The 22,186-nt window shown below is 70.9% G+C and carries 19 protein-coding genes; 9 read left to right on the plus strand and 10 right to left on the minus strand.

All coding sequences use genetic code 11. The features are described 5' to 3' along the window. Nucleotides 1-418, plus strand: a 418-nt coding sequence (locus tag ACFPZ3_RS13415; RefSeq protein WP_379514377.1) for a TCP-1/cpn60 chaperonin family protein, incomplete at its 5' end; no start/stop codon positions are given. A gap of 147 nt (nt 419-565) precedes the next feature. After that, nucleotides 566-793, plus strand: a complete 228-nt coding sequence (locus tag ACFPZ3_RS13420; protein ID WP_379514378.1) for a hypothetical protein — start codon at nt 566-568, stop codon at nt 791-793. 144 nt (nt 794-937) lie between these two features. Here ACFPZ3_RS13420 and ACFPZ3_RS13425 read toward each other — a convergent pair whose 3' ends face one another. Together ACFPZ3_RS13425 and ACFPZ3_RS13430 are read right to left on the minus strand one after the other, a co-directional pair. Then, entirely contained in the window at nt 938-1,468 is a 531-nt protein-coding gene (locus tag ACFPZ3_RS13425; protein ID WP_379514379.1) for a YbhB/YbcL family Raf kinase inhibitor-like protein, read from the minus strand. 139 nt (nt 1,469-1,607) lie between these two features. Further along, nucleotides 1,608-3,611 (minus strand): HelD family protein, encoded by a 2,004-nt coding sequence (locus ACFPZ3_RS13430; protein WP_379514380.1) that lies wholly within the window; start codon nt 3,609-3,611, stop codon nt 1,608-1,610. A 120-nt stretch (nt 3,612-3,731) separates the two neighbouring features. Between ACFPZ3_RS13430 and ACFPZ3_RS13435 the strand changes: the two genes are divergently transcribed. Further along, the gene (locus ACFPZ3_RS13435; protein ID WP_379514381.1) at nt 3,732-4,067 is read left to right on the plus strand and encodes a hypothetical protein; all 336 of its coding nucleotides are present in this window, start codon (nt 3,732-3,734) and stop codon (nt 4,065-4,067) included. A gap of 226 nt (nt 4,068-4,293) precedes the next feature. On the opposite strand, the gene ACFPZ3_RS13440 is transcribed toward ACFPZ3_RS13435, so the two are convergent. The 3 genes from ACFPZ3_RS13440 to ACFPZ3_RS13450 all read right to left on the minus strand — a co-directional run bounded on the left by ACFPZ3_RS13440 (nt 4,294) and on the right by ACFPZ3_RS13450 (nt 7,964). Further along, entirely contained in the window at nt 4,294-5,946 is a 1,653-nt protein-coding gene (locus ACFPZ3_RS13440; RefSeq protein ID WP_379514382.1) for a DNA repair helicase XPB, read from the minus strand. Between the two features lie 120 nt (nt 5,947-6,066). Beyond that, nucleotides 6,067-6,420, minus strand: a complete 354-nt coding sequence (locus ACFPZ3_RS13445; RefSeq protein ID WP_379514383.1) for a hypothetical protein — start codon at nt 6,418-6,420, stop codon at nt 6,067-6,069. A gap of 62 nt (nt 6,421-6,482) precedes the next feature. Beyond that, entirely contained in the window at nt 6,483-7,964 is a 1,482-nt protein-coding gene (locus ACFPZ3_RS13450) for an AMP-binding protein (RefSeq protein WP_379514384.1), read from the minus strand. A 328-nt stretch (nt 7,965-8,292) separates the two neighbouring features. On the opposite strand from ACFPZ3_RS13450, the gene ACFPZ3_RS13455 reads away from it, so the two are divergent. Further along, nucleotides 8,293-9,657, plus strand: a complete 1,365-nt coding sequence (locus tag ACFPZ3_RS13455) for a hypothetical protein (RefSeq protein WP_379514385.1) — start codon at nt 8,293-8,295, stop codon at nt 9,655-9,657. On the opposite strand, the gene ACFPZ3_RS13460 is transcribed toward ACFPZ3_RS13455, so the two are convergent. Then, complete coding sequence (locus tag ACFPZ3_RS13460) at nt 9,635-11,992, minus strand: helicase-associated domain-containing protein (protein ID WP_379514386.1); 2,358 nt, start codon at nt 11,990-11,992, stop codon at nt 9,635-9,637. The genes ACFPZ3_RS13455 and ACFPZ3_RS13460 overlap by 23 nt on opposite strands. A gap of 45 nt (nt 11,993-12,037) precedes the next feature. Here ACFPZ3_RS13460 and ACFPZ3_RS13465 point away from each other — a divergent pair, with 45 nt between their 5' ends. Next, nucleotides 12,038-12,886, plus strand: a complete 849-nt coding sequence (locus ACFPZ3_RS13465) for a hypothetical protein (RefSeq protein WP_379514387.1) — start codon at nt 12,038-12,040, stop codon at nt 12,884-12,886. Here ACFPZ3_RS13465 and ACFPZ3_RS13470 read toward each other — a convergent pair. Next, entirely contained in the window at nt 12,879-13,496 is a 618-nt protein-coding gene (locus ACFPZ3_RS13470) for a TetR/AcrR family transcriptional regulator (protein ID WP_379514388.1), read from the minus strand. The two genes, ACFPZ3_RS13465 and ACFPZ3_RS13470, sit on opposite strands and share 8 nt — an antisense overlap. Nucleotides 13,497-13,530: 34 nt before the next feature. After that, entirely contained in the window at nt 13,531-13,926 is a 396-nt protein-coding gene (locus ACFPZ3_RS13475; RefSeq protein ID WP_379514389.1) for a hypothetical protein, read from the minus strand. Nucleotides 13,927-14,030: 104 nt separating this feature from the next. Between ACFPZ3_RS13475 and ACFPZ3_RS13480 the strand changes: the two genes are divergently transcribed. Both ACFPZ3_RS13480 and ACFPZ3_RS13485 read left to right on the plus strand, forming a co-directional pair. After that, nucleotides 14,031-14,648: an HAD family hydrolase gene (locus ACFPZ3_RS13480; protein WP_379514594.1), complete on the plus strand. Its 618-nt coding sequence runs from the start codon at nt 14,031-14,033 to the stop codon at nt 14,646-14,648. Between the two features lie 92 nt (nt 14,649-14,740). Then, nucleotides 14,741-15,136, plus strand: a complete 396-nt coding sequence (locus ACFPZ3_RS13485) for a cold-shock protein (RefSeq protein ID WP_379514390.1) — start codon at nt 14,741-14,743, stop codon at nt 15,134-15,136. Between the two features lie 20 nt (nt 15,137-15,156). Here the strand turns inward: ACFPZ3_RS13485 and ACFPZ3_RS13490 are convergent, their stop codons facing one another. Further along, entirely contained in the window at nt 15,157-16,707 is a 1,551-nt protein-coding gene (locus tag ACFPZ3_RS13490; protein ID WP_379514391.1) for an MFS transporter, read from the minus strand. A gap of 125 nt (nt 16,708-16,832) precedes the next feature. On the opposite strand from ACFPZ3_RS13490, the gene ACFPZ3_RS13495 reads away from it, so the two are divergent. Further along, nucleotides 16,833-17,633 (plus strand): DUF3027 domain-containing protein, encoded by an 801-nt coding sequence (locus tag ACFPZ3_RS13495; protein ID WP_379514392.1) that lies wholly within the window; start codon nt 16,833-16,835, stop codon nt 17,631-17,633. A gap of 65 nt (nt 17,634-17,698) precedes the next feature. Beyond that, a complete protein-coding gene (locus ACFPZ3_RS13500) occupies nt 17,699-20,734 on the plus strand; it encodes a sacsin N-terminal ATP-binding-like domain-containing protein (protein ID WP_379514393.1) in 3,036 nt (1,011 codons plus the stop codon). Between the two features lie 3 nt (nt 20,735-20,737). On the opposite strand, the gene ACFPZ3_RS13505 is transcribed toward ACFPZ3_RS13500, so the two are convergent. Next, nucleotides 20,738-22,171, minus strand: a complete 1,434-nt coding sequence (locus ACFPZ3_RS13505; RefSeq protein ID WP_379514394.1) for an MFS transporter — start codon at nt 22,169-22,171, stop codon at nt 20,738-20,740. Nucleotides 22,172-22,186: the final 15 nt, after the last annotated feature.

Here is a 22,186-nt window from a genome sequence, read left to right on the forward strand (position 1 = left end):
GGCGGCCGTCGAGGAGGGCATCGTGCCCGGCGGTGGCGTGGCGCTGCTGCAGGCCGGCGCCAAGGCGTTCGACAAGCTGGAGCTGACGGGCGACGAGGCCACCGGTGCCGCGATCGTCAAGAAGGCGCTGGAGGAGCCGCTCAAGCAGATCGCGGTCAACGCCGGCCTTGAGGGCGGCGTCGTGGTCGAGCGGGTGCGCAACCTCACCCCGGGTGAGGGCCTCAACGCCGCGACCGGCGAGTACGTCAACATGTTCGAGGCCGGCATTCTCGACCCGGCCAAGGTGACGCGCTCGGCGCTGCAGAACGCCGCTTCCATCGCGGCGCTCTTCCTCACCACCGAGGCCGTCATCGCCGAGAAGCCCGAGAAGACCCCCGCCGCCCCGGCCATGCCGGGTGGCGGAGACATGGACTTCTAGGTCTTTTCTCGTCGCTGGTACGAAGAGCGGCCCGGATTTTCCGGGCCGCTCTTACTTTTGTTTGACTGCCATTACGTTTCGCAATTGCTCCACTACTTGAAGTGAGGAAGGGTGGTGGCCACACTCGCCTCAACAAAGGAGTAGAGAATGCTTTCCCGCAGCAAGCGTATTTTCGCTGTCGCCACTCTGACCCTGGTCACCGGCGCCGCTCTGGCGGCTCCGGCCCATGCCGAGGAAGAGTATCTGACCGGCCTCGGCATCCTGCGGGCGCTGCACGGGCAGCTGTGCCTGCCCGACATGACCACGGGGGTCCCGATCGTGGACGCGGTGCTGCCGCACCTCGCGGCCTGCGGTGAGGTCGGTCTGACCGACTGAGCCGGGCTCGCCGGTCGCGGCGCCGGGGGGACGCCCCCGGTGCGTGCGTCTCCTGCGGCGGTGCGGACTCCGGTGGTCAGCGGCTACGTCCCTCGACGTGAAGCGCCCCGTCCGATGTGACGGGGCGCTTTCGATATGTCCGGGTCAGACGCCGTAGTACGCCACGATGTGGCCGCGGGCCAGGGTGTTGGCGGTGATGTTGAAGCCGACCACCGCAGGGCTGGTGTCGCTGTCCACGCCGAGTGCGTCCACGCCCAGCGCGTGCACCGTGAAGACGTAGCGGTGCGGGTCGCCGGGAGGCGGGGCGGCGCCGCCGTAGGACTTGAGGCCGTAGTCGTTGCGGGCGTGCGTGGCGCCCTCGGGCAGGCCCTTGAAGTCGGGGGCCGTGCCGGCGCCCGTGGGGAGTTCGGTCACCGAGGACGGAAGGTCGAACAGGACCCAGTGCCAGAAGCCGCTGCCCGTGGGGGCGTCGGGGTCGTAGCAGGTGACGGCGTAGCCGCGGGTGCCCTCTGGGGCCCCGGACCAGCGCAGGTGCGGGGACTGGTTCGCGCCCGTCATGCCCCAGTCGTTGAAGACGTGGAGGTCGGCGAGCGTGCCGCCGTCCTCGATGTCGTCGCTCTCGACCACGAGCGCGGGGACCGACGGCAGGTGTTCGTGTGGAAGCGGTGCGGGCACGGCATCCTCCTGGATGGAGAGCTGGATTGCTTGTCCAGCCATCCTAGAAGCGCCGCACCCGCGGCCTCTCACACCACCAGCTCCACGAGCAGCGCCGTCAGTTCCACGAGCAGCGCCATCAGCTTCGTGGGCAGCGCCGTCAGGGCGCCACCAGCTCCGCGGGCAGCGCCTTGTCGTGCAGCACCGTCAGGGACGTCACCGCCCGGGTCAGTACGACGTACAGCCGGGCCAGGCCCCTGGGCTCGGCCGAGACGATGTCGGCGGGTTCGACGACGATGACGTGGTCGTACTCCAGACCCTTGGCCAGGGTGGCGGGGACGACGAGGAGGCGGTGGTCCTCGCTGGAGTCGGGGTCGAGCACGGCGTGGGGGAGTTCGGCAAGGGACTGGGAGACCTCGGCGACCAGCGCGTCGGGGACGATGACGCCGATGGAGCCCTCCTTGGCGAGGGCCTCCTCAGCGGCGCGGGTGAGCGAGCCGCCCGGCTGGACCCTGAGGGAGCCGAGGCCGGGGCGCAGCGAGCGCGGGACGGCCAGGTCGGGGGCGATGAGGGGGAGCAGGCGGGCCGCGTAGTCGAGGACCTCACGCGGTACGCGGAAGCCGAGCGTCAGCTCCGTCACCTCGCCCTCGCGCTGACCCAGGTGTTCGAGCACCGACTCCCACGAGGTGGTGGACCACGGTGTGGTGCCCTGGGCCAGGTCGCCGAGCACGGTGGCCGAGCCGTTGCGGCAGCGCCGGCCCAGCGCCCTGAGCTGCATCTCGGAGAGGTCCTGGGCCTCGTCCACGATGAGGTGGCCCAGGGAGGGGGTGCGGTCCATGAGGTCGCGGAGCTCGTCGAGGAGCGCGGCGTCCGCGGCGGACCACTTGGCGGACTTCCAGCCCCGGTACGGCTTCCGCCAGATCAGCGTTTCCTGCTCCTCGGGCGACAAGTCGGATTTGGCGGCTTGGGCCAGGAAGGACGGGTCGGAGAGGAGGCGGAAGAGGACCTGCTCGGGCGTCAGCTTGGGCCAGACCGCGTCCACGAGTTGCTTGACCGGCTTCGACCTGGCCACCGCGTCCTGGACCCGGTCGTCGGGCGACTCGCCGCGCTGCTCCATCCTGACCAGCACCATGTGGGCCAGTCGTTGCGCCAGCGCGGCCCGGCCGGGGTTGTACCGGGTGGTGCCGCGCAGGGAGGCCACGATCTCGCGTACCTCGTGGTCGGCCACCCGGAAGCGGTAGGCGCCCTTCGGGTACATGAGCCCTTCCGAGGGCTTGACGATGTGCAGCCAGAGGGCGCGTTCGAGCACCGCCGCCATCCTGGCGTCGCCCTTCACGGCCCCGACGAGGGCGTCCTCAGGCGTCGCGTAGTCGCCGAGCAGCCCGGCCACCGTGGTCTGGTCGATCTTGACCTCGCCGAGCGCGGGCAGCACCGAGGAGATGTAGGACAGGAACGCCCGGTTCGGGCCGACGATCATGACGCCGGACCTGGCCAGCCGCTCGCGGTGGGTGAACAGCAGGTAGGCGGCCCTGTGCAGGCCGACGGCGGTCTTCCCGGTGCCCGGCGCACCCTGCACGCAGACGGTCTGGGCCAGGGTGGCGCGGACGATGTCGTCCTGATCGGGCTGGATGGTGGCCACGATGTCGCGCATGGGGCCGGTGCGCGGGCGTTCGATCTCGTCGGTGAGGATCTTCGACGGGCCGATCTCGCCGCCCTCGCCCAGCGGTTCGTCCTCGAACGCGGTCAGCGCGCCGCCGTGGTAGCCGAAGCGGCGCCGGCGTACGACGCCCATCGGGTCGGTGGGGCTGGCCTGGTAGAACGCGGTGGACACCGGCGCCCGCCAGTCGATGACCAGCGGCTTGCTGCTGCCGTCGTGGACGTGGCGGCGGCCGACGTAGATCGTTCCAGGAAGATCATCGCCACCCTCACGATCGAGGCGGCCGAAGAACAGCGGCGTGTCCGGATGGTCGGCCAGCGCGGCCACGCGCTGGTCGAGCAGCGACTGGAGGATCTGCTGCGACACCCAGTCGCCCGCCGCGTCCGAGGACAGGGATTGGGCGTGGACGCGCATGGCCATGAGCGCGGCCCTGGAGTCGGCCAGGTGCGCCTGTTCGGCGGCGAGCACGTCGGAGGGTATGTCGGGGGCCAGTTGGTGTGTGGGCATGCGAAAGTGCCTCCCTGGTGGGTGAACGGAGGTGGTCAAGGCAGCGAATCGACCAGTTTAACGGCGACTTCCGCGTGTCTCCAAAGCATTTACCGGGGGCGGACGGGGTAGGGATACGAGATGGCGCGGGTCCAGCTGCGTTTCTCACCGATCATTCCCACGATCGCGAGCTTCCTGCTCGCGGCGCTATGGGTGCTGTCGGTGTTCGCGGGGTGGGGGTTGCAGGCGTTCTGCGCGGGCGGTGAGGTCGCTTCGACGTGCTCGCAGCGCCTTGATACGGTTTCCACCGTGTCGGGGCTGTTCGCCGCGCTGGCCGCCTGCTGCACGGTGGCAGCCTGGTTGCTCCCGTGGTCCAGGCACGACCCGCGTGCGTTCGGGCGGCTGCTGGGCGCCGGGGTGTTGTCCTGGATCGCCGCGGAGGGCGTGTTGTTCCTCGGCGGGATGTTGGCCCGCTAGTCGCTACAGACCCGACAGAACCGTGCATCTGTCAACAACCTGGGAATACCGAAAAAATCGGGCATATCAGGTGCGTTTGCCGGATCATGGGGGTATGTCGCAGGCGGCGTGATAGTACGCAGGTGAGGGGGGTGGTTCGAATGTCGTCGGCCCGCGGAGTCTCGTGGACGTGACTCCACGCTGAATGCCTGGCCGCTCGGCGCGAGCGGCCGGGCATCACAAACCGTCACACCCCGCCGAGCACGTCGTCGGCGTCGATGATCTGGTACGCGTACCCCTGCTCGGCCAGGAACCGCTGCCGATGCGCCGCGAACTCCTGATCGACCGTGTCCCTGCTGACCACCGTGTAGAACCGCGCGCCCCCGCCGTCGGCCTTGGGCCGCAGCACCCGGCCGAGCCGCTGGGCCTCCTCCTGACGCGAGCCGAACGTGCCCGACACCTGGATCGCGATGGCCGCCTCCGGCAGGTCGATGGAGAAGTTGGCCACCTTCGACACCACCAGGACCTGGATCTCCTTGTCGCGGAAGGCCTGGTAGAGCCGCTCACGCTCCTTGACCCTGGTCTCGCCCTTGATGACCGGCGCGTTGAGGTGCTCGCCGAGCTCGTCGAGCTGGTCGATGTACTGGCCGATGACCAGCACCTGCTCGCCGAGGTGACGGCGGACGAGAGCCTCGGTCACGTGCGTCTTGGACGGCGTGGTCGCGCAGAAGCGGTAACGCTCCTCGGACTCGGCCATCGCGTACGCCAGCCGCTCCTCATCCGTCAGCGTCACCCGCACCTCGACACAGTCGGCCGGCGCGATCCAGCCCTGGTTCTCCATCTCCTTCCAGGGCGCGTCGTAGCGCTTGGGACCGATCAGCGAGAAGACGTCGCCCTCGCGCCCGTCCTCGCGCACCAGCGTCGCGGTCAGCCCGACGCGCCTGCGGGCCTGCAGGTCGGCGGTCATCCGGAAGATCGGCGCGGGCAGCAGGTGCACCTCGTCGTAGACGATCAGGCCCCAGTCGCGCGCGTCGAACAGCTCCAGGTGGCTGTAGACGCCTTTGCGGCGAGTGGTCATCACCTGGTAGGTGGCGATGGTGACCGGCCGGATCTCCTTCTTGGTGCCGGAATATTCGCCGATCTCGTCCTCGGTGAGCGACGTGCGCTTGAGCAGCTCGGTCTTCCACTGGTGGGCCGAGACCGTGTTCGTGACCATGATGAGCGTCGTGGCCTGGGCCTCGGCCATGGCGGCCGCGCCGACGATGGTCTTGCCGGCGCCGCAGGGCAGCACGACCACGCCGGAGCCGCCGTTCCAGAACGCCTCGGCGGCCTCGCGCTGGTAGGGGCGCAGCGACCAGCCGTCCTCCAGCAGCGTGATCGGGTGCTTCTCGCCGTCGACGTAGCCGGCCAGGTCTTCAGCCGGCCAGCCCAGCTTGAGCAGGGCCTGCTTGACGTTGCCCCGGTCGCTCGGATGCACGACGACCGAGTCGGGACCGAGCCGGTCGCCCAGCATCGGCTGGATCTTCTTGGAGCGCAGCACCTCTTCCAGCACGGCCCGGTCGATGGAGGTCAGGACCAGGCCGTGGACCGAGTCCTTCTCCAGCCGCAGCCGGCCGTAGCGGGCCATCGTCTCGGCGACGTCCACGAGCAGCGCGTGTGGCACCGGGTAACGGCTGAAGCCGATGAGCGCGTCGATGACCTGCTCGGCGTCGTGACCCGCGGCGCGGGCGTTCCACAGCGCGAGCGGGGTGACGCGGTAGGTGTGGACGTGTTCTGGAGCGCGCTCGAGCTCGGCGAACGGGGCGATCGCCTTACGGCAGGCACCGGCCTGTTCGTGGTCGACCTCGAGCAGCAGCGTCTTGTCCGACTGGACGATCAGCGGTCCATCGCTCACTGGCATTTCTCCGTGGGGTATCGGACGGGGGCCTGGCTCAACAGGACCATCGTCTCCTGATCCCGGCTCCCCCGCTCCGACTCTCCAACAACGGACAGGCCGGTATTAGTCCGCGAGAGCGCCTGATCAGTCGTCGAAGGCGCCGGAGAACCCCAGGATGAGGAAGATGCCGAGGGTCAGCACGAAGCCCAGGCCGAACAGGACCCAGCTCCAGATGACCATCGTGCGCGCAGTCTGCGGCTGCGTGCGGGCCTTGCTGATGGCCAGGCCGGCCAGGATCGCGCCTGGAATGCCCAGGAAGTTGCAGCAAGAGACGATCGCGATCAGGTTGAGCACCAGCGAGACGATCGCGTTGGCGCTCGGTCCGTTGTTGCGTGGGGGCGGCTGGCCGTAGCCATAGCCGTATTGCGGGGGCGGCTGCTCACCGTAGGGTGCGCCATAAGGTTGGTACGGATACCCGGACGGGTCTTCCTGACTCATGCTCACCTCCAGACACGTCAACAATTATCACGGAATTGACGTGCCCCTAACCGAGAGTGAGGTTAACCCTGGAGCCTGCTCCGCAGGGCCTTCCTGTCGAGCTTGAGCACGCTCGTCACCGGCACTGAGTCCACGAAACGCACCTCGCGCGGATACTTCACCCGCCCCACCCGGTCGCGCGCCCACTCGATCAGCTCCTCGGCCGTCACCTCTGCGCCCTTCCCGAGCTGCACGAACGCCACGACCTCCTCGCCGACGCGGGGGTCGGGCCGGCCCACGACGCCGGACATCACGACGTCGGGGTGCAGGTTGAGGGCGTCCTCGACGTCGCGCGGGAAGACGTTGAAGCCGCCGCGGATGATCAGGTCCTTCTTCCTGTCCACGATGTAGAGGTAGCCGTCGTCGTCCACGCATCCGACGTCACCGGTACGCAACTCCTCGCCCACCAGCGCCGTGCCCTCGGGGTCGGGGTCGTGCTCGCCCCAGTAGCCGAGCATCAGCGACTGCCCGGAGACGCAGATCTCGCCGACGTCCCCGGTCTCCATCGGCTCGCCCTGGCCGTCGCGGATGGTGATCGAGTAGCCGCCCAGCGGCACGCCGACGCTGCCGGCCCGGCGCCGCCCCGGCGGGTTGAAGGTGGTGACCGCGCTGGTCTCGGTCAGGCCGTAGCCCTCGAGGATCTGGGTGCCGGGCATCCTGCGCTCGAACTCCGCCAGCGTGTCGCGGCCCAGTGGCGCCGCGCCGCAGGTGAGGTAGGCGAGGTCGGGCAGGGGGTGTGATTCGAGCGGTTCCGCGAGCAGGAGCTGGATCATGGCGGGCACGACGGTGCCGTACTGGACGTGCTGCTCCGCGGCCAGCTCCAGGAAGTCCTTGGCGTCGAACCAGCGCATCAGCACCGCCTGCTGCGGCTCGGTCGCGTGCATCGAGGCGACCGTGATGATCAGCCCGTACGCGTGCGACAGCGGTACGGGCACGAGCGCGCGGTTCCGTCCCTCCTGGTGGGACAGCTCGAAGGCGTCCTTGGCCACGTGCCACAGGCCGCCGTGGCTCAGCATGACGCCCTTGGCCCGGCCGGTGGTGCCGCCGGTGTACATGAGGGCGGCCAGGTCACCTGGGTCCCTGCGCACGGGGCCGTGCTCGGTCGCCCGTTCGAGCTCCCCTGTGTCCACGTACACGGGGATGTCGACGTCGGCGGCGCGTACGTTGTCCGCCAGCTCCGGCGAGGTGACGATCGCGGCGGCGCCGCTGTCGAGCAGGATGTGCCGCAACTCCCGCGGCCCCACCAGGAACACCACCGGCGTCACCACCGCGCCCGCCGCCCACAGCGCCTGGTAGATCAGCGGCACCTCGGGGGAGTTGGCCATCATCACGGCCACCCGGTCGCCGGGCCGGATCCCCGACTCGGCGAACCCGCCGCACATCCTGCGCGCCCGCTCGGCGAGCGCGTGACTGCGGTGCCAGGCGCCTTCGTAGAACATCGAGTCGTGGTCGTCGAAACGGCTCCATGACTCCTCGGCCAGTCGGCCCAGCGTTTGCTCGGTCACATGCCCAACCTGATGCGAGTGAGGAGGCCCAGTCAAGCCTCACCCGCCTTGACTGGTCATTGTGGACTGTGGTCCCGTGGCCCGTAAATAGGTATAAATCTTCCTCTATTGCCATTCGTGTTTTCTTGTTGGCCTAGATCGTGTAATGGTTGGAGATCTAAGGACCGCAGGGTCCACCGGGAGTGGCGGAGGGCTGACCATGTCGGTTGACATGCCAGGTCAGAGCCACACGGTGACACCGTGTAACCACTGCGTATAAACGAAGAGTTTCGTTGGCCGAAGATATTTCATGTAGAAAACTTTCTACGTCAATTCCCGAGGTGACTTCGTGACCGAAACGCCTGAAGCGGGCGAGATCGATCTCGACAACATAACGCTCACAGGAAGCCTCATAGCCGTCGGTGACCACGTGCGGGCCGTGACCGGTCCCATCCCCAGAGAGCTGCGCCGGCGGGACGCGGACGCGCTGCTGCGCTCGTACCTGGAGCCGGGCTGTTTCCCCGAGGCGGTGCGCCGGTTGAGCATCCGTCACCTGCTCGTCCTCGTCGGCGAGGAGGAGACGGGCCGCCGGCTGGGCGCCATCGCGCTGCTGTCGCGCATGTCGCTGGCCGAGAGCACGATCACCGTGTTGTCCCCGGCCGCGGGGGCGCCCGAGTTGTTGTCCGGGATCGACTACGAGCCGGGGCGCGCCTACCTGCTGCACGACTGGATCGTGGCCAGCACCGACCGCACCGAGCTGGTGAACCTGGCCCGCAAGCTGGCCGAGCTCGGCTCGTACCTGGTCGTCACCAGGAACGGCGGCCTGTCCACGGCGGTCGAGGTGGAGCATCAGTGGCGCGTTCCCGAGCCAGGGGACCTGTTCGACCTGTGCCTGAGCACGTTCGACCTGCGGCCGGGGCTGAGCCCTGAGGAGGTGAGCCCGGCCAGGGGCCTGGCGCCGACCCTGGCGACGCCCGCCGAGGTCGTCCGGCTGGCCGAGCGCTTCGCGGAGGGCGGCGAGCCGGGCGGCGAGGAGGTGGCGGGGTGGTTCGACACCAAGCCGCCCATGCGGGACGTGCTGGCCGTGGCGGCGCTGGCGTTCACGCACCGGCTGGACGAGGCGGCCTTCGACGAGCAGCTCGCCCGGCTTGAGCGGCTCTGCGATGAGATGGGACGGCGACCTGTCGCCGGGCCGCTGATCGGCGCCGAGAACGGGCTCGTCGGGTTCCGCGCGGCGCACCAGCGCCCGCGGGTGCTGGCCGAGCTGGTCACGCGGTACGGGTTCTGGTTGTGGCAGCCGCTGCGCGAATGGGTCCTGTCCCTGCCGGAGCAGGGGACGGCCGTTCAGGTGCGGGCCGCGCAGGGCGTGGCGCTGCTGGCCGGCCTGTCGCCGAAGGAGGTGCGGGAGGAGTTCCTTGAGGTCTGGGCGCAGGGGAGCGCGGCGGAGCGGGTGGCGGCGGCCAACGTCCTGTCGTACATGTGCGCCGACGACGCCCTCGCCCCCGAGGTCCTCAGGCTCGTGCTCGGCTGGGCGGCGGACCCCGCGGACGTCAGGGCGACGACGGCGGCCGTGGCGCTGGGCGGCGGGCTGTCCGTCCGCTATCCCGCCGACTCCGTCCGTCAGTTGCGGCGGCTGGAAGCAGCCGGCGGGCCCGTGGGATCGCTGGCGGGCCGGTCACTCGCGCCGCTGCTCAGAGACCCGCCACGCCGGTGATGCGGTGCAGGGCGAAGCGGTGCACGGCCGCCCTGGTCTCGTCGTACGCCGTCAGGTAGCCGCCCTCCATCCGGGCCGGCTCCAGGATGCGTGAGGTCGCGTTGCCCTGGGAGTCGAGATAGCCGATCCACACCCGCACGCCCTGTTTGATGGCCTCCTGGAGGGCCGAGATCGTGGCCGTGGCGGGCCCGCGCGGAAGCTGCCCTGCCGGGGCGTCCACGGGCTCCCTGCGGGCCAGATGCGCGGCGTCGCCGGCCCGCAGCGCGCGTACGGCCGCCACCGCCACCTCGGGGTCCACACCGTTGGCCGAGGCCACGGCACGGGCCGGCGCCAGCCCCTCGGTACGGCGGCTCTCAAGCTGGGAGATGATCACGTCGCCGTCGAGCGACTCGGCGACCGGGGAGTATCCCATGGCCCGCAACGAGTCGACCAGCGCCGCCCGCGACGAGCGGGAGGCGATCACGGTCGGCGCCAGCCGCCGCAACCGCAGCGCGGCGGAGCGCCGGTCGGCGGTGATCTGGTCGAGCAGCGCGGGATCGTCACACCTGATGTACGCGCTCGCCGTGCCCACCCTGATGCGCCCGTGCCGCCGGGCCACGTCTGTCACCAGGTAGGACAACGCCTGCGGCACCGGCGTGGCCGAGTGGCGGGCCAGCATCGCCACCAGCTCCTCGCCCCCGTGCCCCGCGTCGAGCGCGCGCCTGATCGAGCCCTCGCTGAACCGGTAGACCGTCGCCCCGCCCTTCGACTCGACGTCGGCGGTGAGCGTCATCCAGCGGTTGAGCTCGCTCGTGAGCGGCCCGGGCGCGACGGCGGTGAGGTCGGCCTGCAGCAGCACGTGATCGACGGGCTCCGGCAGCAGCGGCGCGAGCACCTCGGCCGCGCCGCCGCCCTCGATCAGCATCCGCCCGTGCGCGGACAACACGCCCAGCCCCGTCACGCCGACCTGCTCGGCCTCCCGCAACGCGAACTCGGTGAGCTGCTCACGCAGCGGCCCCCGCCGGCGCGGCTGCTCCCACGCCAGCCGTTCGAGCACGGAGTCGCGGTCGGGCGCGAGCCCAGGAGCCGCCGCCAGCACGCCCAGCGTGGCCGCCCTGATCGCCGGGGCGGACGAGCGGCGCAGGTCGGTGTGCAGGGCGTTGAGCGGCCTGTCGCGGTCGTCCCGGTCGCCGACCAGGCCGGGCACCCGGTCCATCTGCAGCCAGGTGGAGGCCAGCGCCACCCACCGGTCCGCGGTGCCCCTGACCCGCCACAGGTCGTAGCCCGAGGTCGGCAGCCACTCGCCGTCCACACCGCCGCCCGCCGCGATCAACCCGCCCGCGTGCGCGACCTCGACCACCAGCGCCGCGACCCACTCGGGCACGTCGAGCTCGCTCGCCGTCCGTTTCAGGTCACGCACGCCCAGCCCGCCGGTACGCAGCACGCCGGGCGGCTCGACGCTCCACCGCTCGCACAGCTCCTCCACGGACCTGACGAACGTGAACGCCTGCCCGGCCGCCGTCCTGTCGGCCAGCTCGCGATCCCGCGTGGCCCCCTGCAGCGGCGGCGGCACGGCCAGCAGGTCGCGGTGCACCCGGCCGCCGCGCAGGTAGAGGCCGACCTCGCGGGGCAGCGTCACGCTCTCCTCGCCGGTGGCCGCCAGCAGGCCGCGGGCGAGCAACTCCTCGATGGGGGAGCGGGCGGAGCCGATGCGCACCTCACGTCTGGCGTTGGGCACGCGGCCGGTCGGCGGGCCCCAGACGAGCTGGTCGAGCGCGCCCCTGGCCTCCGGCGAGACGGACGCGACGAGCGCCTGCGGCGCGGACAGAGCGGCCGTCAGCCGTTCCTTGCCCGAGCCCTTGGTGCCGGGGGCGACGTCGTCGGCCATCTCTTCGAGCTGCTCGGGCGCGTGGTGCCGGAAGGCGTCCATGGCCCGCGGGCCCAGCCCGGCCGGGTCGTCGAGCACCTTGCGCACCCCGGGGCCCAGCTCCAGGGCGTCGTCGGAGCCGTACACCAGGGCCAGCTCTGACAGTCTGCCGAGCGCGGTGGAAAGCGCGGGCTCCGGCTCGGCGCCGGCCGCGGCGGCCAGCGGTTCGGTGCACACGAGCGCCGCCCCGACGAGGCCGCGTAGCGCGTCCTTCGACACCGGCCCCTCCTGCACCGCCAGCGTCTCCACGACGGCCAGCGTGAAACGGTCGAGCCTGTCCAGCACTCTTCCGATCGCCGAAGGGCTGCCGGCTCGCGAGGCGAGGCCCTCCAGATGCGCGGGCACCGGAGTGATCAACTCAGGGCGCGCGGAGACGAGCGCCCGTAGCTGTTCGTCGGTGCGCCCCCTGATCCACTCCGTGAACTCCATCGTTGCCATGGTATGTCCACCCTGATTGGGGCAGCATTGCTTGACGTGATAGAGCGCGCGGACCAGCTAGTCCTGAACTACGTCTCGAAGGCGGCCGACGCCGCCCACGGCGTGCTCAGGGCCGACCAGCGGCTCGACTTCGCCAAACGGCTACGGGCCAGGATCGAGGTCGAGCGGCACGGCAGCCAGAACGCGCGCGAGGTGGCGAAGGTGCTGGCGCGGTTCGGCGATCCGGTCGCCCTGGTCGAGCGCGAGGCCCACAGGCTGGCCGACGCGGGCGTGGCCACCAAGCGGGACGCGGCCCCGGCGGCGGGTGCGGACACCCAGCGGGCCACGGGCTCCACGCTGCACTTCCCGGCCATCGCGGACGACGGCGGCCCGCCGCCGCCGGGCGTTCGGGCGTACCGGAAGATCGCGCAGGAGCGGCTCGAAGGGGAGGGGCGGGGCCGCGGGCTGCCGTTCGCGGGGCTGCGCAGGGCGGCCATGTCCAGCGCGAACCCGATGGCCACCGGCGGCAGGGACGCCAGGACCATCGTCAAGGAACATCCGCGCGACACGGCCGCGATCGTGATCCTGGTGGTGGCGGCGCTGCTGGTGCCGTTCGAGCTGCCGGCGCTGGCGATCTTCCAGGTGCCGCTGGTGGTGTGGGCCGTGGGCGCGGTGATGGTGCTGTCCAGCACCAGCTGGAGTCTGCGCGACAGGATCCTCGGTGTCGGCGCGCCGCTGCTGGGCTACTCGGTGGGCGGGGTGCTCATCGGCGGCCTGCGGGTGGGGGTGGAGGCCGGAGTTCAGGCGTTCGTCACGCAGTTCTTCGACGTCAGCGGCACGATGTTCATGATCGGTACGGGAGTCGGCGTCGTGTGGCTGGCCTACCGGCTGCTCGACGTCACCTGACCGGGGCGGGGCTGGGGAGCAGGCCGACCGCGAGACGCACCCAGGCGGTGACGAACTGCTCCTTCTCCGCGTGCCCCGGCAGCTCGCCCACGGTCTCCTGGAACAGCCGGTAGTGCACCACCGAGCCGCCGAGCACGGCCCCGATGCCCGTCCAGTCGAGCTTGGCGTCGTGGTATTCGGGCTGAGCCTGGAACCAGGTGACGATGGCGTCGAACATCGGCTGCAGCAGCCCCTCGCGTACGACGGCGACCAGTTCGGGGAACTGGCTCAGGTCGCGGAAGAAGACGCGGGTCAGCTCGGACTCCTCGCGTACTTTCGCCAGCCCGGCGCGGCACACGTGCGACAGGCGCTCCTCCAGGTCCACCGACGCCTCCATGGCGCTCAGCTCGGCCAGGCTCTCGGCCACCTGCCTTCTGGTACGGGTGGCGTGCTCATTGATGGCCGCGGCCAGCACCTCGTACTTGGACTTGAAGTGCCTGTAGAGCCCTCCGGCGCCGGGCGAGAGCCCTGCGGCGGCCTCGATCTCCGCCACGGACGTGGCGGAGTAGCCCCGCTCCGCGAACAGCCGCAGGGCCTCATCGATGATCCGCTCACGGGTCGATCTGCTCATATCTATGCTGATACCTCCGTAAGGAGAGTAATCGTTAGGGGGCGGCGCGCCGGATCAGGCTCGCCAGGGCGGAGCCGATGATCAACCACACGATCGCCGCGAGCCCGTAGTCGACCAGGGTCGTCCAGCGCGGATCGGCGAGCTGGAAGAGGTTGGCCAGGCCCAGGGACAGCCACGAGGCGAGGGTCTCGACGAACTGGTACCAGATGTTGGCCGGGTTGGCCCTGAACACCGTGAAGATCGCGTACAGCAGCAGGGCCAGCGCGGCGACCCTGGAGGCCAGCTTCACCGTGGCGGCCACGGCGCCCACGACGCGCTGCCACGGGGTCACGACGGGTCCGCCGGGGCGGGCCGGGCGATGCGGGCGCGGTGAGGCGGAGGAGGCGACGAGCCGGTCTCCGGCCTGTGGCGGTTGGGGGGTGTCGGTCACGGCCGCTCCTCTCCGATAAGTAATTCCTTTCTTCCCATTCCCATGCTTCCAGAACAAGGGGCGTTACGCGGGGTAGAAGGTTCTTTGGCATCCTGCACCATGTGATGACTTCTGTGGGTTTCGACCTGGACATGACTTTGGCGGACACTCGGGCGGGGATCGCGGCCACTTACGACGAGCTCGCGGCGCGATTGGGCGTGCCATTCGACAGCGCGGCGATCGTGGAACGGCTGGGGCCGCCGTTGGAGACGGAGCTGGCCAACTGGCTGCCGGCGGAGGACGTCGCCGCGGTCGCCGACCTCTATAGGGAGATTTATCCGGAAATGGGAGTTCCGGTACACACGGCCATGGCGGGCGCGCACGAGTCCATCGACGCCGTACGCCTAGCCGGGGGCCGGGTGATCGTGGTGACGGGCAAGAACGTCCGCGACGCGATCGGCACGGTCAAAGTGCTCGGTCTGGACGTCGACGAAGTGGTCGGCTCGGTTTTCGGAGCGGCCAAGGGATCGGCACTCGCGCGCTTCGGCGCGGCGGCTTATGTTGGTGACCATGTCGCGGACATCGAGGCGGCACGCGCAGGCGGCGCCGTGAGCGTGACAGTTGCGACAGGCCCTTACACAGTGGGAGAGCTGCGTGATCACGGAGCAGATGTGGCGCTGGGCGACCTGACCGAATTCACCGCATGGTTCGCCGGTTGGCGAGAGCGCGATGAAGTCCGGTAATTACCGGCATTTACCCGGTCGCCCTGGCGCTTCGCGGGGCATAACCTACATCCATCCATCCTTCTTTTCGACTGTTTGAACGAGGTCCTCCTGTGCCGAGTGGCAAGGTCAAGTGGTACGACGCCGACAAGGGTTTCGGCTTCCTCACCCGCGACGACGGCGGTGAGGTCTTCGTGCATTCCTCCGCGCTGCCCACAGGTGCGGCTCCGCTCAAGCCCGGCCAGAAGGTCGAGTTCGGCGTGGCGGAGGGTCGTCGGGGCCAGCAGGCGCTGTCCGTGCGGATCCTGGAGCAGCCGCCGACGCTGGCCAAGCCCAAGCCCAAGGGCAAGCGGAAGAAGCCGGACGAGATGGTGGTCATCGTCGAGGACCTGATCAAGCTGCTGGATGACGTCTCGACCTCTTACCAGCGGGGCAAGCACCCGGATGCGGCGCACGCCAAGAAGATCGCCCAGGTGCTGCGGGCCGTCGCCGACGACCTCGACGCCTGACCTGGCCGCTCCCCGGGGGGTCAGCCGTTCGGGTTGGTGAGCGGTTGGGTGGTGTCGAGCGTGTCCGTGTCCGTGTGCGGTTGCTGCTCGTCCGCGTGGTCGGCGGCTGCGGCGTCTTGGGCGGCTTCGGCGCGCCGGCGGCGGAGTTTGGCCTTGGCGGCCCGCACCCGCTTGCGTCTGGCGACCAGGAGCCAGCCGAGGGTGGCGGTCAGCATGACCGCCAGCGTGACCAGACCGGCCACGCTGCTCTGGGTGAGTGAGAGCACCAGCCCGACCAGGCCGCCGAACACCCAGGCGAGTTGCAGCACGGCCTCGACCACGCCGAACGTGGACGAGCGTATCTCCTCGCCGATCTCCCGCTGCACGATCGCGTCGAGCGCCAGCTTGCCGAGCTCCTGGGAGAAGGCCGTGACCAGGGCGATCGCCAGCGCCGTCCACAGGCCGAAGAAGATCGCGGTGAGGATGGCCGTCACGACGGTCACCGCCAGCGTGACGAGCACGATGAGCTGCGGGGCGTGGTTGCGGGTCCAGTTCGCGACCGCGGCGCCCACGAGGCCGCCCAGCCCGGCCGCGCCCGCGAGCAGCGCGATCGTCTTGGGGATGTCGAAGAAGGGGTCCTGCGCCCACGGCTCCTTGACCGCCAGCCACGGCACCGCCGCGTCCTGGACCAGGAACAGCAGGAAGAACAGCAGGAAGCCGGAGAAGACGCGGAGGGCCAGGTTCGCCCAGACGGCCTCGGCCACCGCGGGGCCCACCTTGAGCAGGGTGCGCCAGCGCGGGGCGGCCTCCTCGTCGAAGTCGGGGGAGTCGATGTGGCGCGGCAGGCGCACCGCGAGGACGCCGAGCAGGATGAAGGCCACCATCGCGAAGCGCAGCGCCATCGCGCTGCCCAGCCAGGCGGTCAGGCCCGCGCCGACCGGCACCGCCACCCCGGCCGCGACCAGCGTGAACAGCGCCACCCTCGCGTTCGCCGACACCAGCGTGATGTCGGCGGGCAGCACGTTCGGCATGATCGCCGCCCGCGACACGTTGTACGCCTTCGACAACACCAGCACGCCCAGCGCCCCGATGAACAACGTCGGCAGGTCGCCGGGAGCCACCGCCGCGGCCATCGCGAAGCACAGCAGGCCGCGCCCGAACAACGTGCCGGCCATCACGTAGCGGCGGCCCGACCTGAACCGGTCGAGTATCGGCCCCACGAACGGCGCCAGCAGCGCGAACGGCACCATCGTGATGACCAGGTAGAGGGCGACGGTGCCGCGCGCCTCGCCGACGGGCACACCGAAGAACACCGTGCTGGCCAGAGCCACCGTGACGAACGCGTCGCCGATGCTGTTGCCGGCCGACAGCTCGATCAGCCGGCCGAGCCCGGTGCGGCCCGCGCCGTTGGCGTAGGTGAGGCGGCGAGTGGCTTTACCGACTTTTTGCGCACCTCTGGCGGTGGCTTTGCCCGCCCGCGCGGTCCCGCTCGCGGTGGCCCTGCTCGCGCGCACGGTAGCGCGCCCGGCGCCGGCGGCGCCACGCGCCACCCGCCGGGAGACGTCGCGGGCTCGGTCCCAGCCACCCTCCACGCCTACCAGTCTTACCCGATTCACCGGCGATCTCAGCGGTGGATCCCCGGTTGTGGGTCCTGCGGGTCCCGGCATGGGTGAGAATGAAGTGTGAGCGAACAGCACCTTTCGGCGGAGCCGGCCCGATGAGCCGCACCAGGGCCCGCGTCGCCGCTCCCGACCAGGCCTGTGTCGCCGCGGTCGATCTGGCCCGCGCCACGGCCGAGGAACTCGCATGGCCAGGTGAGCCGGGCGAGCACCTCGGTTACGAGAGCGAAGGCGACCGGATCGTCACCCACTACTTCACCTGCCTCGACCGGGCCTATCGCGGCTGGCGCTGGGCCGTCACCGTCACGCGTGCCTCGCGTGCGAAGAACGTCACGGTCAGCGAGGCCGTTCTGCTGCCGGGCTCGGGCGCGTTGCTCGCACCCGAGTGGCTGCCGTGGAGCGAGCGCCTGCGCCCTGGCGACCTCGGCGTGGGCGATCTGCTGCCGACCTCGGACGACGACGACAGGCTCGCGCCGGGTTTCACCGAGACCGACGACGACACCGACAGACAGATGGTTTTCGAGTACGGCCTGGGTCGAGCCCGTGTGCTCTCGGCCATCGGCAGAGACCAGGCTGCCAGACGCTGGCATTCGGGCGAGCACGGGCCGCACACGCCGATCGCACACGCCGCTCCCGCGCAGTGCTCCACCTGCGGCTTCTACTGGTTGCTCTCGGGTGAGCTCCGGCTGTCGTTCGGGGTCTGCGCCAACGAGTACGCACCGGACGACGGCAAGGTCGTCGCGGCCGACCACGGCTGCGGCGCCCATTCCGAGGCCGCCGTGCAGCCGCCGCCCGTGGAGCAGGCCAGCCCGATCCTCGACGAACTCGACTACGACCTGATGGAGGAGGAGGCGGGTTCGGTCGACGAATCCGCCTCGGAAGAGCTCGGCCATTCCTGAACCTGACTGTCGGTGCGGGCCGCTACCCTACGGTGGCCCCCTACCCTCAATCAGGATCGTGATCGATGAGCGACACCTACGGCACTGACCGGATGCGAGCAGCCGTCCTCTCCGCGTGGACGGCCTCGCCCGCCCGGTTCCGCGAAGACGCCAACGCGGAGGAGGACTTCGCGCTCGGCGGCTACCGCGATCGGCTGATCGTCGAGCTGGCCCAGAACGCCGCCGACGCGGCGCTGCGCGCGGGCGTGCCAGGGGTGTTGCGGCTGACGTTGCGTGGCGACGTGCTGACGGCCGCCAACACCGGCGCCCCGCTCGACGCCACCGGCGTGGAGAGCCTGTCCACGTTGCGTGCCTCCGGCAAACGTGATGAAGCCGGCGCCGCGGGCCGGTTCGGTGTCGGGTTCGCGGCGGTGGTGTCGGTTTGCGACGCTCCTTCGATCGGCTCGCGCGGGGCAGGAGCGGTTCGCTGGTCCCGCACTGAGACCGCGGCCCTCGTCGCCGAGATCCCCGCGCTGGCCCGTGAGCTGACCGACCGCGGCGGGCACGTGCCGCTGCTCAGACTGCCCTTCGACGAGCCGCCCCTCCTGGACATCCCCGAGGGCTTCGACACGATCGTCCGGCTCCCGCTGCGCGACCAGGCCGCCGTGGAGGCGGTGCGGGGCATGCTGGCCGAGACCAGCCCCGCGCTGCTGCTCGGCCTGCCCGTGCTGGAGAGCATCGAGATCGAGCTCGACGGGAGCACGCGCACGGTCGTCGCCGACGGCTGGCACGTGGTCTCCGAGTCGGGCGAGTTCACCCCTGAGGAGGTCGGCAGGCTCTTCGCCGACCGGCCCACCGAGGAGCGCGCCCGCCCCATCTGGTCGCTGCGCTGGGCGGTGCCCGTCACCGGCACCGGCGAGCCAGGGCCGCTGCCCGCCTCCGTGCCGCCCGTGGTGCACGCCCCGACGCCCAGCGACGAGCCCATCGACCTGCCCGCGCTGCTGATCGCGTCGTTCCCGATGGCCACCGACCGGCGTCACGTGGCCAAGGGGGCGCTGGCCGACTTCCTGGTGGAGCGGGTCGCCGACGCCTACGTGCGCCTGCTGCGGGAGTTGCCGCGCACCTCCAAGCTCCTCGACCTCGTGCCGTCCATGATGGGCAAGGGCGAGCTCGACGCGCGCATCCGCCGGGCCGTGCTGGAGCGCCTGCCCGGCACGCCGCTGCTGCCTGCCCTGTCGGCGCCGGCCCCGGCCGTGCAGACGCCGTCGTTCGCCGACGCGCGGGTCTACGAGCCCGACGCGGAGTGGCGGGTCGAGCATCCCGCGCCCGAGCCCGAGGGTGACGACTGGGTCGTGCCCGGACGGGAGGCGGCCGTCGTGGCGTCCGCCTCGGCCGCGCTGCTGGAGACGGTCGCGGGTTTCGTACCGGGGCTGCTGCCCGCGGGGTGGCCCGCGCGTCATCCCGCCATGACCGCGCTCGGGGTGCGGCGGGTGGAGATGTCCGACATCGTCGATCTGCTCTCGGGCGAGGCGGTGGAGGCGCGGGAGCCGTCGTGGTGGCGTTCGTTGTACGACGTGCTGCCCGGCGACGACCCCGAGTCGCTGGGGGCGCTGCCGGTGCCGTTGAGCGACGGGCGGCTGGTGCGGGGGCCGCGTGGCACGCTCATCCTGACCGATGGGGGCGCCGACCTCGACCTGACGCCGCTCGGGTTGCGCATCGTGCATCCGGACGCGGCCCATCCGACGCTGCTGCGGCTGGGTGCCGCCGAGGCCACGCCGCGCACGGTGCTCGACGATCCGCTGACCAAGGCCGCCGTCGCTGAGTCGCTCGACAGCCCCGATTCCGAGCTGGTGGCGCGGGCCGTGTTGTCGCTGGTGGCGGCGTCGGGGCTGGTGCCGGGCGAGGCGCCGTGGCTGGCCGAGCTGGCGCTGCGGGGCACCGACGGGGAGCTCTATCCGGCCGGGGAGCTCATGCTGGCCGACGGGGCGCTGGCGGGGCTGCTGCAGGACGACACGCATCTCGGGGTGGCCGCGTCCGAGCTGGAGGAGACCTACGGGTCGCGGGTGCTGGCGGCGGTGGGGGTGCTCGACGGGTTCGCCCTCGTGCATGAGGCCGACGTGCTGCTCGACCCCGACGACTGCGACCACGATCTCGACCGTGAGACCGACTGGCTCGACCACGTGCTCGACCTGCTGCCGGATTTGGACGTGCCGCCGCTGGTGGCCGAGTTCTCGGCGGTCCGGGACCTGGAGCTGGTGGCCGACTGGACGGCCGCGCTGGAGTTGCTGACCAGGCCGCCGCTGCGGGCCGCCCTCCATCCGTTGCGGATCGAGGGTGTGGAGGTGCCGTCGTACACGGCCTGGTGGCTGGCCAACCATCCGGTGCTGGGCGGGCGCAAGCCGCTTGAGCTGCGGCTGCCCGGGGCGGATCCGCTGCTCCAGGGCCTCTATGCCGACGCGCCGGCCGGGCTGGACGAGGGCGCGCTGTCGATGCTCGGCGTCCGTACGACGCTGCCGGAGTTGCTGGGCTCCCACGGTGGGCCGGAGGAGCTCCTCGACCTGCTGGCCGACGAGTCCGTCGAGGTGGATCGGGCGCAGTTGCGGGCCCTGTGGATCGCGCTGGCCGCCGTCGACCCCTCGCGCGTCGCGCCGCCGTCCCGGGTGCGGGCCGTGCTCGGCGGGGCCATCGTGGTGGCCTCGGCCGAGGATGCCGTGGTGGTGGAGGCGCCCGACCTGTTGCAGCTTGTGACGGATCGGCCGTTGGTGCTGGCCTCGTACGATCTGGCGGAGTCGTTGTCGGAGCTGCTCGACCTGCCGCTCGCCGGTGAGCTCACCTCAGGGGTCGTCACCTCGGAGGGAGTGCGGCGTGAGGTGCCCGCCGAGGTGCGGTCCCTGTTGCCCACGACGCCCGAGACGTACGTGGAGCACGAGAAGCTGCTGGTGGACGGGGTGGAATGCGCTTGGCGGTACTTCGAGGGGGCGGTGCACTGCACCGGGGTCGACGGGCTGGCCAGGGGGCTGGCGTGGGCCACCGGGCAGTGGAACGACCGGCTCGCGGTGGCCGCGCTGCTGCGGGATCCGGGGGCGGTGCCGCTGCTCCTGGCCGAGGCCGATCTGTCCTGAGGGTCACTGTCGTTTTATTGCTAGCAGGGGCTTGACGATCACGAACTGCGCCGCGGCCAGGAGGAGGCATACCAGGGCCAATCCGCCCCAGAGTCCTTCTGGTCCGGTGCGTTCGAGGAGTTGGGTGCTGCACAGAGGGGCGAGGACGGTGGCGAAGCCCCAGGAGGTGCCGAAGATCGACAGGTAGCGTCCCCGGGCGTGCTCGGGGGCGATGCCTGTGACCATGGCATAGCTGCGTCCGAACATCAGGACGTCGCCGGCGCTCCAGATCACCGTGGCGGCGAGATGGCCCGGCAGGTCGTTCGCCAGGGCGTAGCCGGTCAGGCCGATCGCCAGCAGGAGGTAGCCGGAGGTCATGGCGGCGTGGTGGGAGAGTGCGGCCGTGCGTCTCAGGAGTGGCTGGCAGAGGACCATGACGATGGCTGAGACGGTCGAGAGCAGGCCGGCGTCGGCGGGCGGCAGGCCGCGGCTCGCCAGGGCCAGTGGCAGCGCCATCATGACCTGCATGTAGATCAGGGCGAAGAAGGTGCCGGAGACCAGGAGCACGAGCAGCCTGCGATCACGCCAGGCCGACACCGGAACGGTCTCCGCCTGGGGGAGAGGCTCCTGGAGGGTGGAGGCGTGGCGCGGGGCCGAGACCTCGCGCGGGGTGGGCGTCTCACGCGAGGCGGACGTCTCTTGCAGGGCGGACGTCTCTTGCAGAGTGGGGGTCTTGCGCGGGGTGCCCGACTCCTGCGGGGCGGAGGGTTCATACGGGGCGGAGGTCTCGCGCGGGATGGCGGGCTCGTGCGGGATGGCGGTCTCGTGCGGGGCGGAGGTCTTAGGCGGGGCGGATGGCGGATCGTCGGGGTGGCTCGCCCGAGCTGGGTTTTTGGGGGGTGGGTGGGGTGTTGGGTGGTCGGCGGGGAGGATGAGGCGGATCACGAGCGCGCAGGCCAGGCAGCTCACGGCGTCCGCGACGAACAGCCAGCGCAGGTCCCAGCGTCCCAGTGAGGCGGCGAGCAGGCCGGCGCCCATGCCGCCTACCGCCAGGGCCGTGTTGAACAGGCTGAACGCCTGCGCCTGCTGCGCGGGACGTACGGCGTCGGCGATCATCGCCTGGGACGGCGGCTCGTAGATCTCGAAGACCAGCCCGAGCAGGACCGCGAACACGGCGAGCATCGCCACGGAAGCGGAGGCCGCGACGCCTGCCTGCGCCAGGGCGCACCCGGTCAGGCCCGCGACGATCGTACGGCGGCGGCCGAAGCGGTCGGCCAGGACGCCGCCCAGGAGGCGGGAAGGGATGGTGGCCACGCCGAAGGCCGCGGAGATCACGCCGGCGGTGACTGCGCTCGCGCCGAAGTCGGTGGTGATCAATACGGTGAGGAAGCCGAGCGAGAAGGCTCCCAGCCTGTTGATCGCCCGCGCGAGAATGAGCCACCACACGGTACGCGGCACGGTTCCACCACCTCA

It is taken from the genome of Nonomuraea insulae, assembly GCF_042656245.1.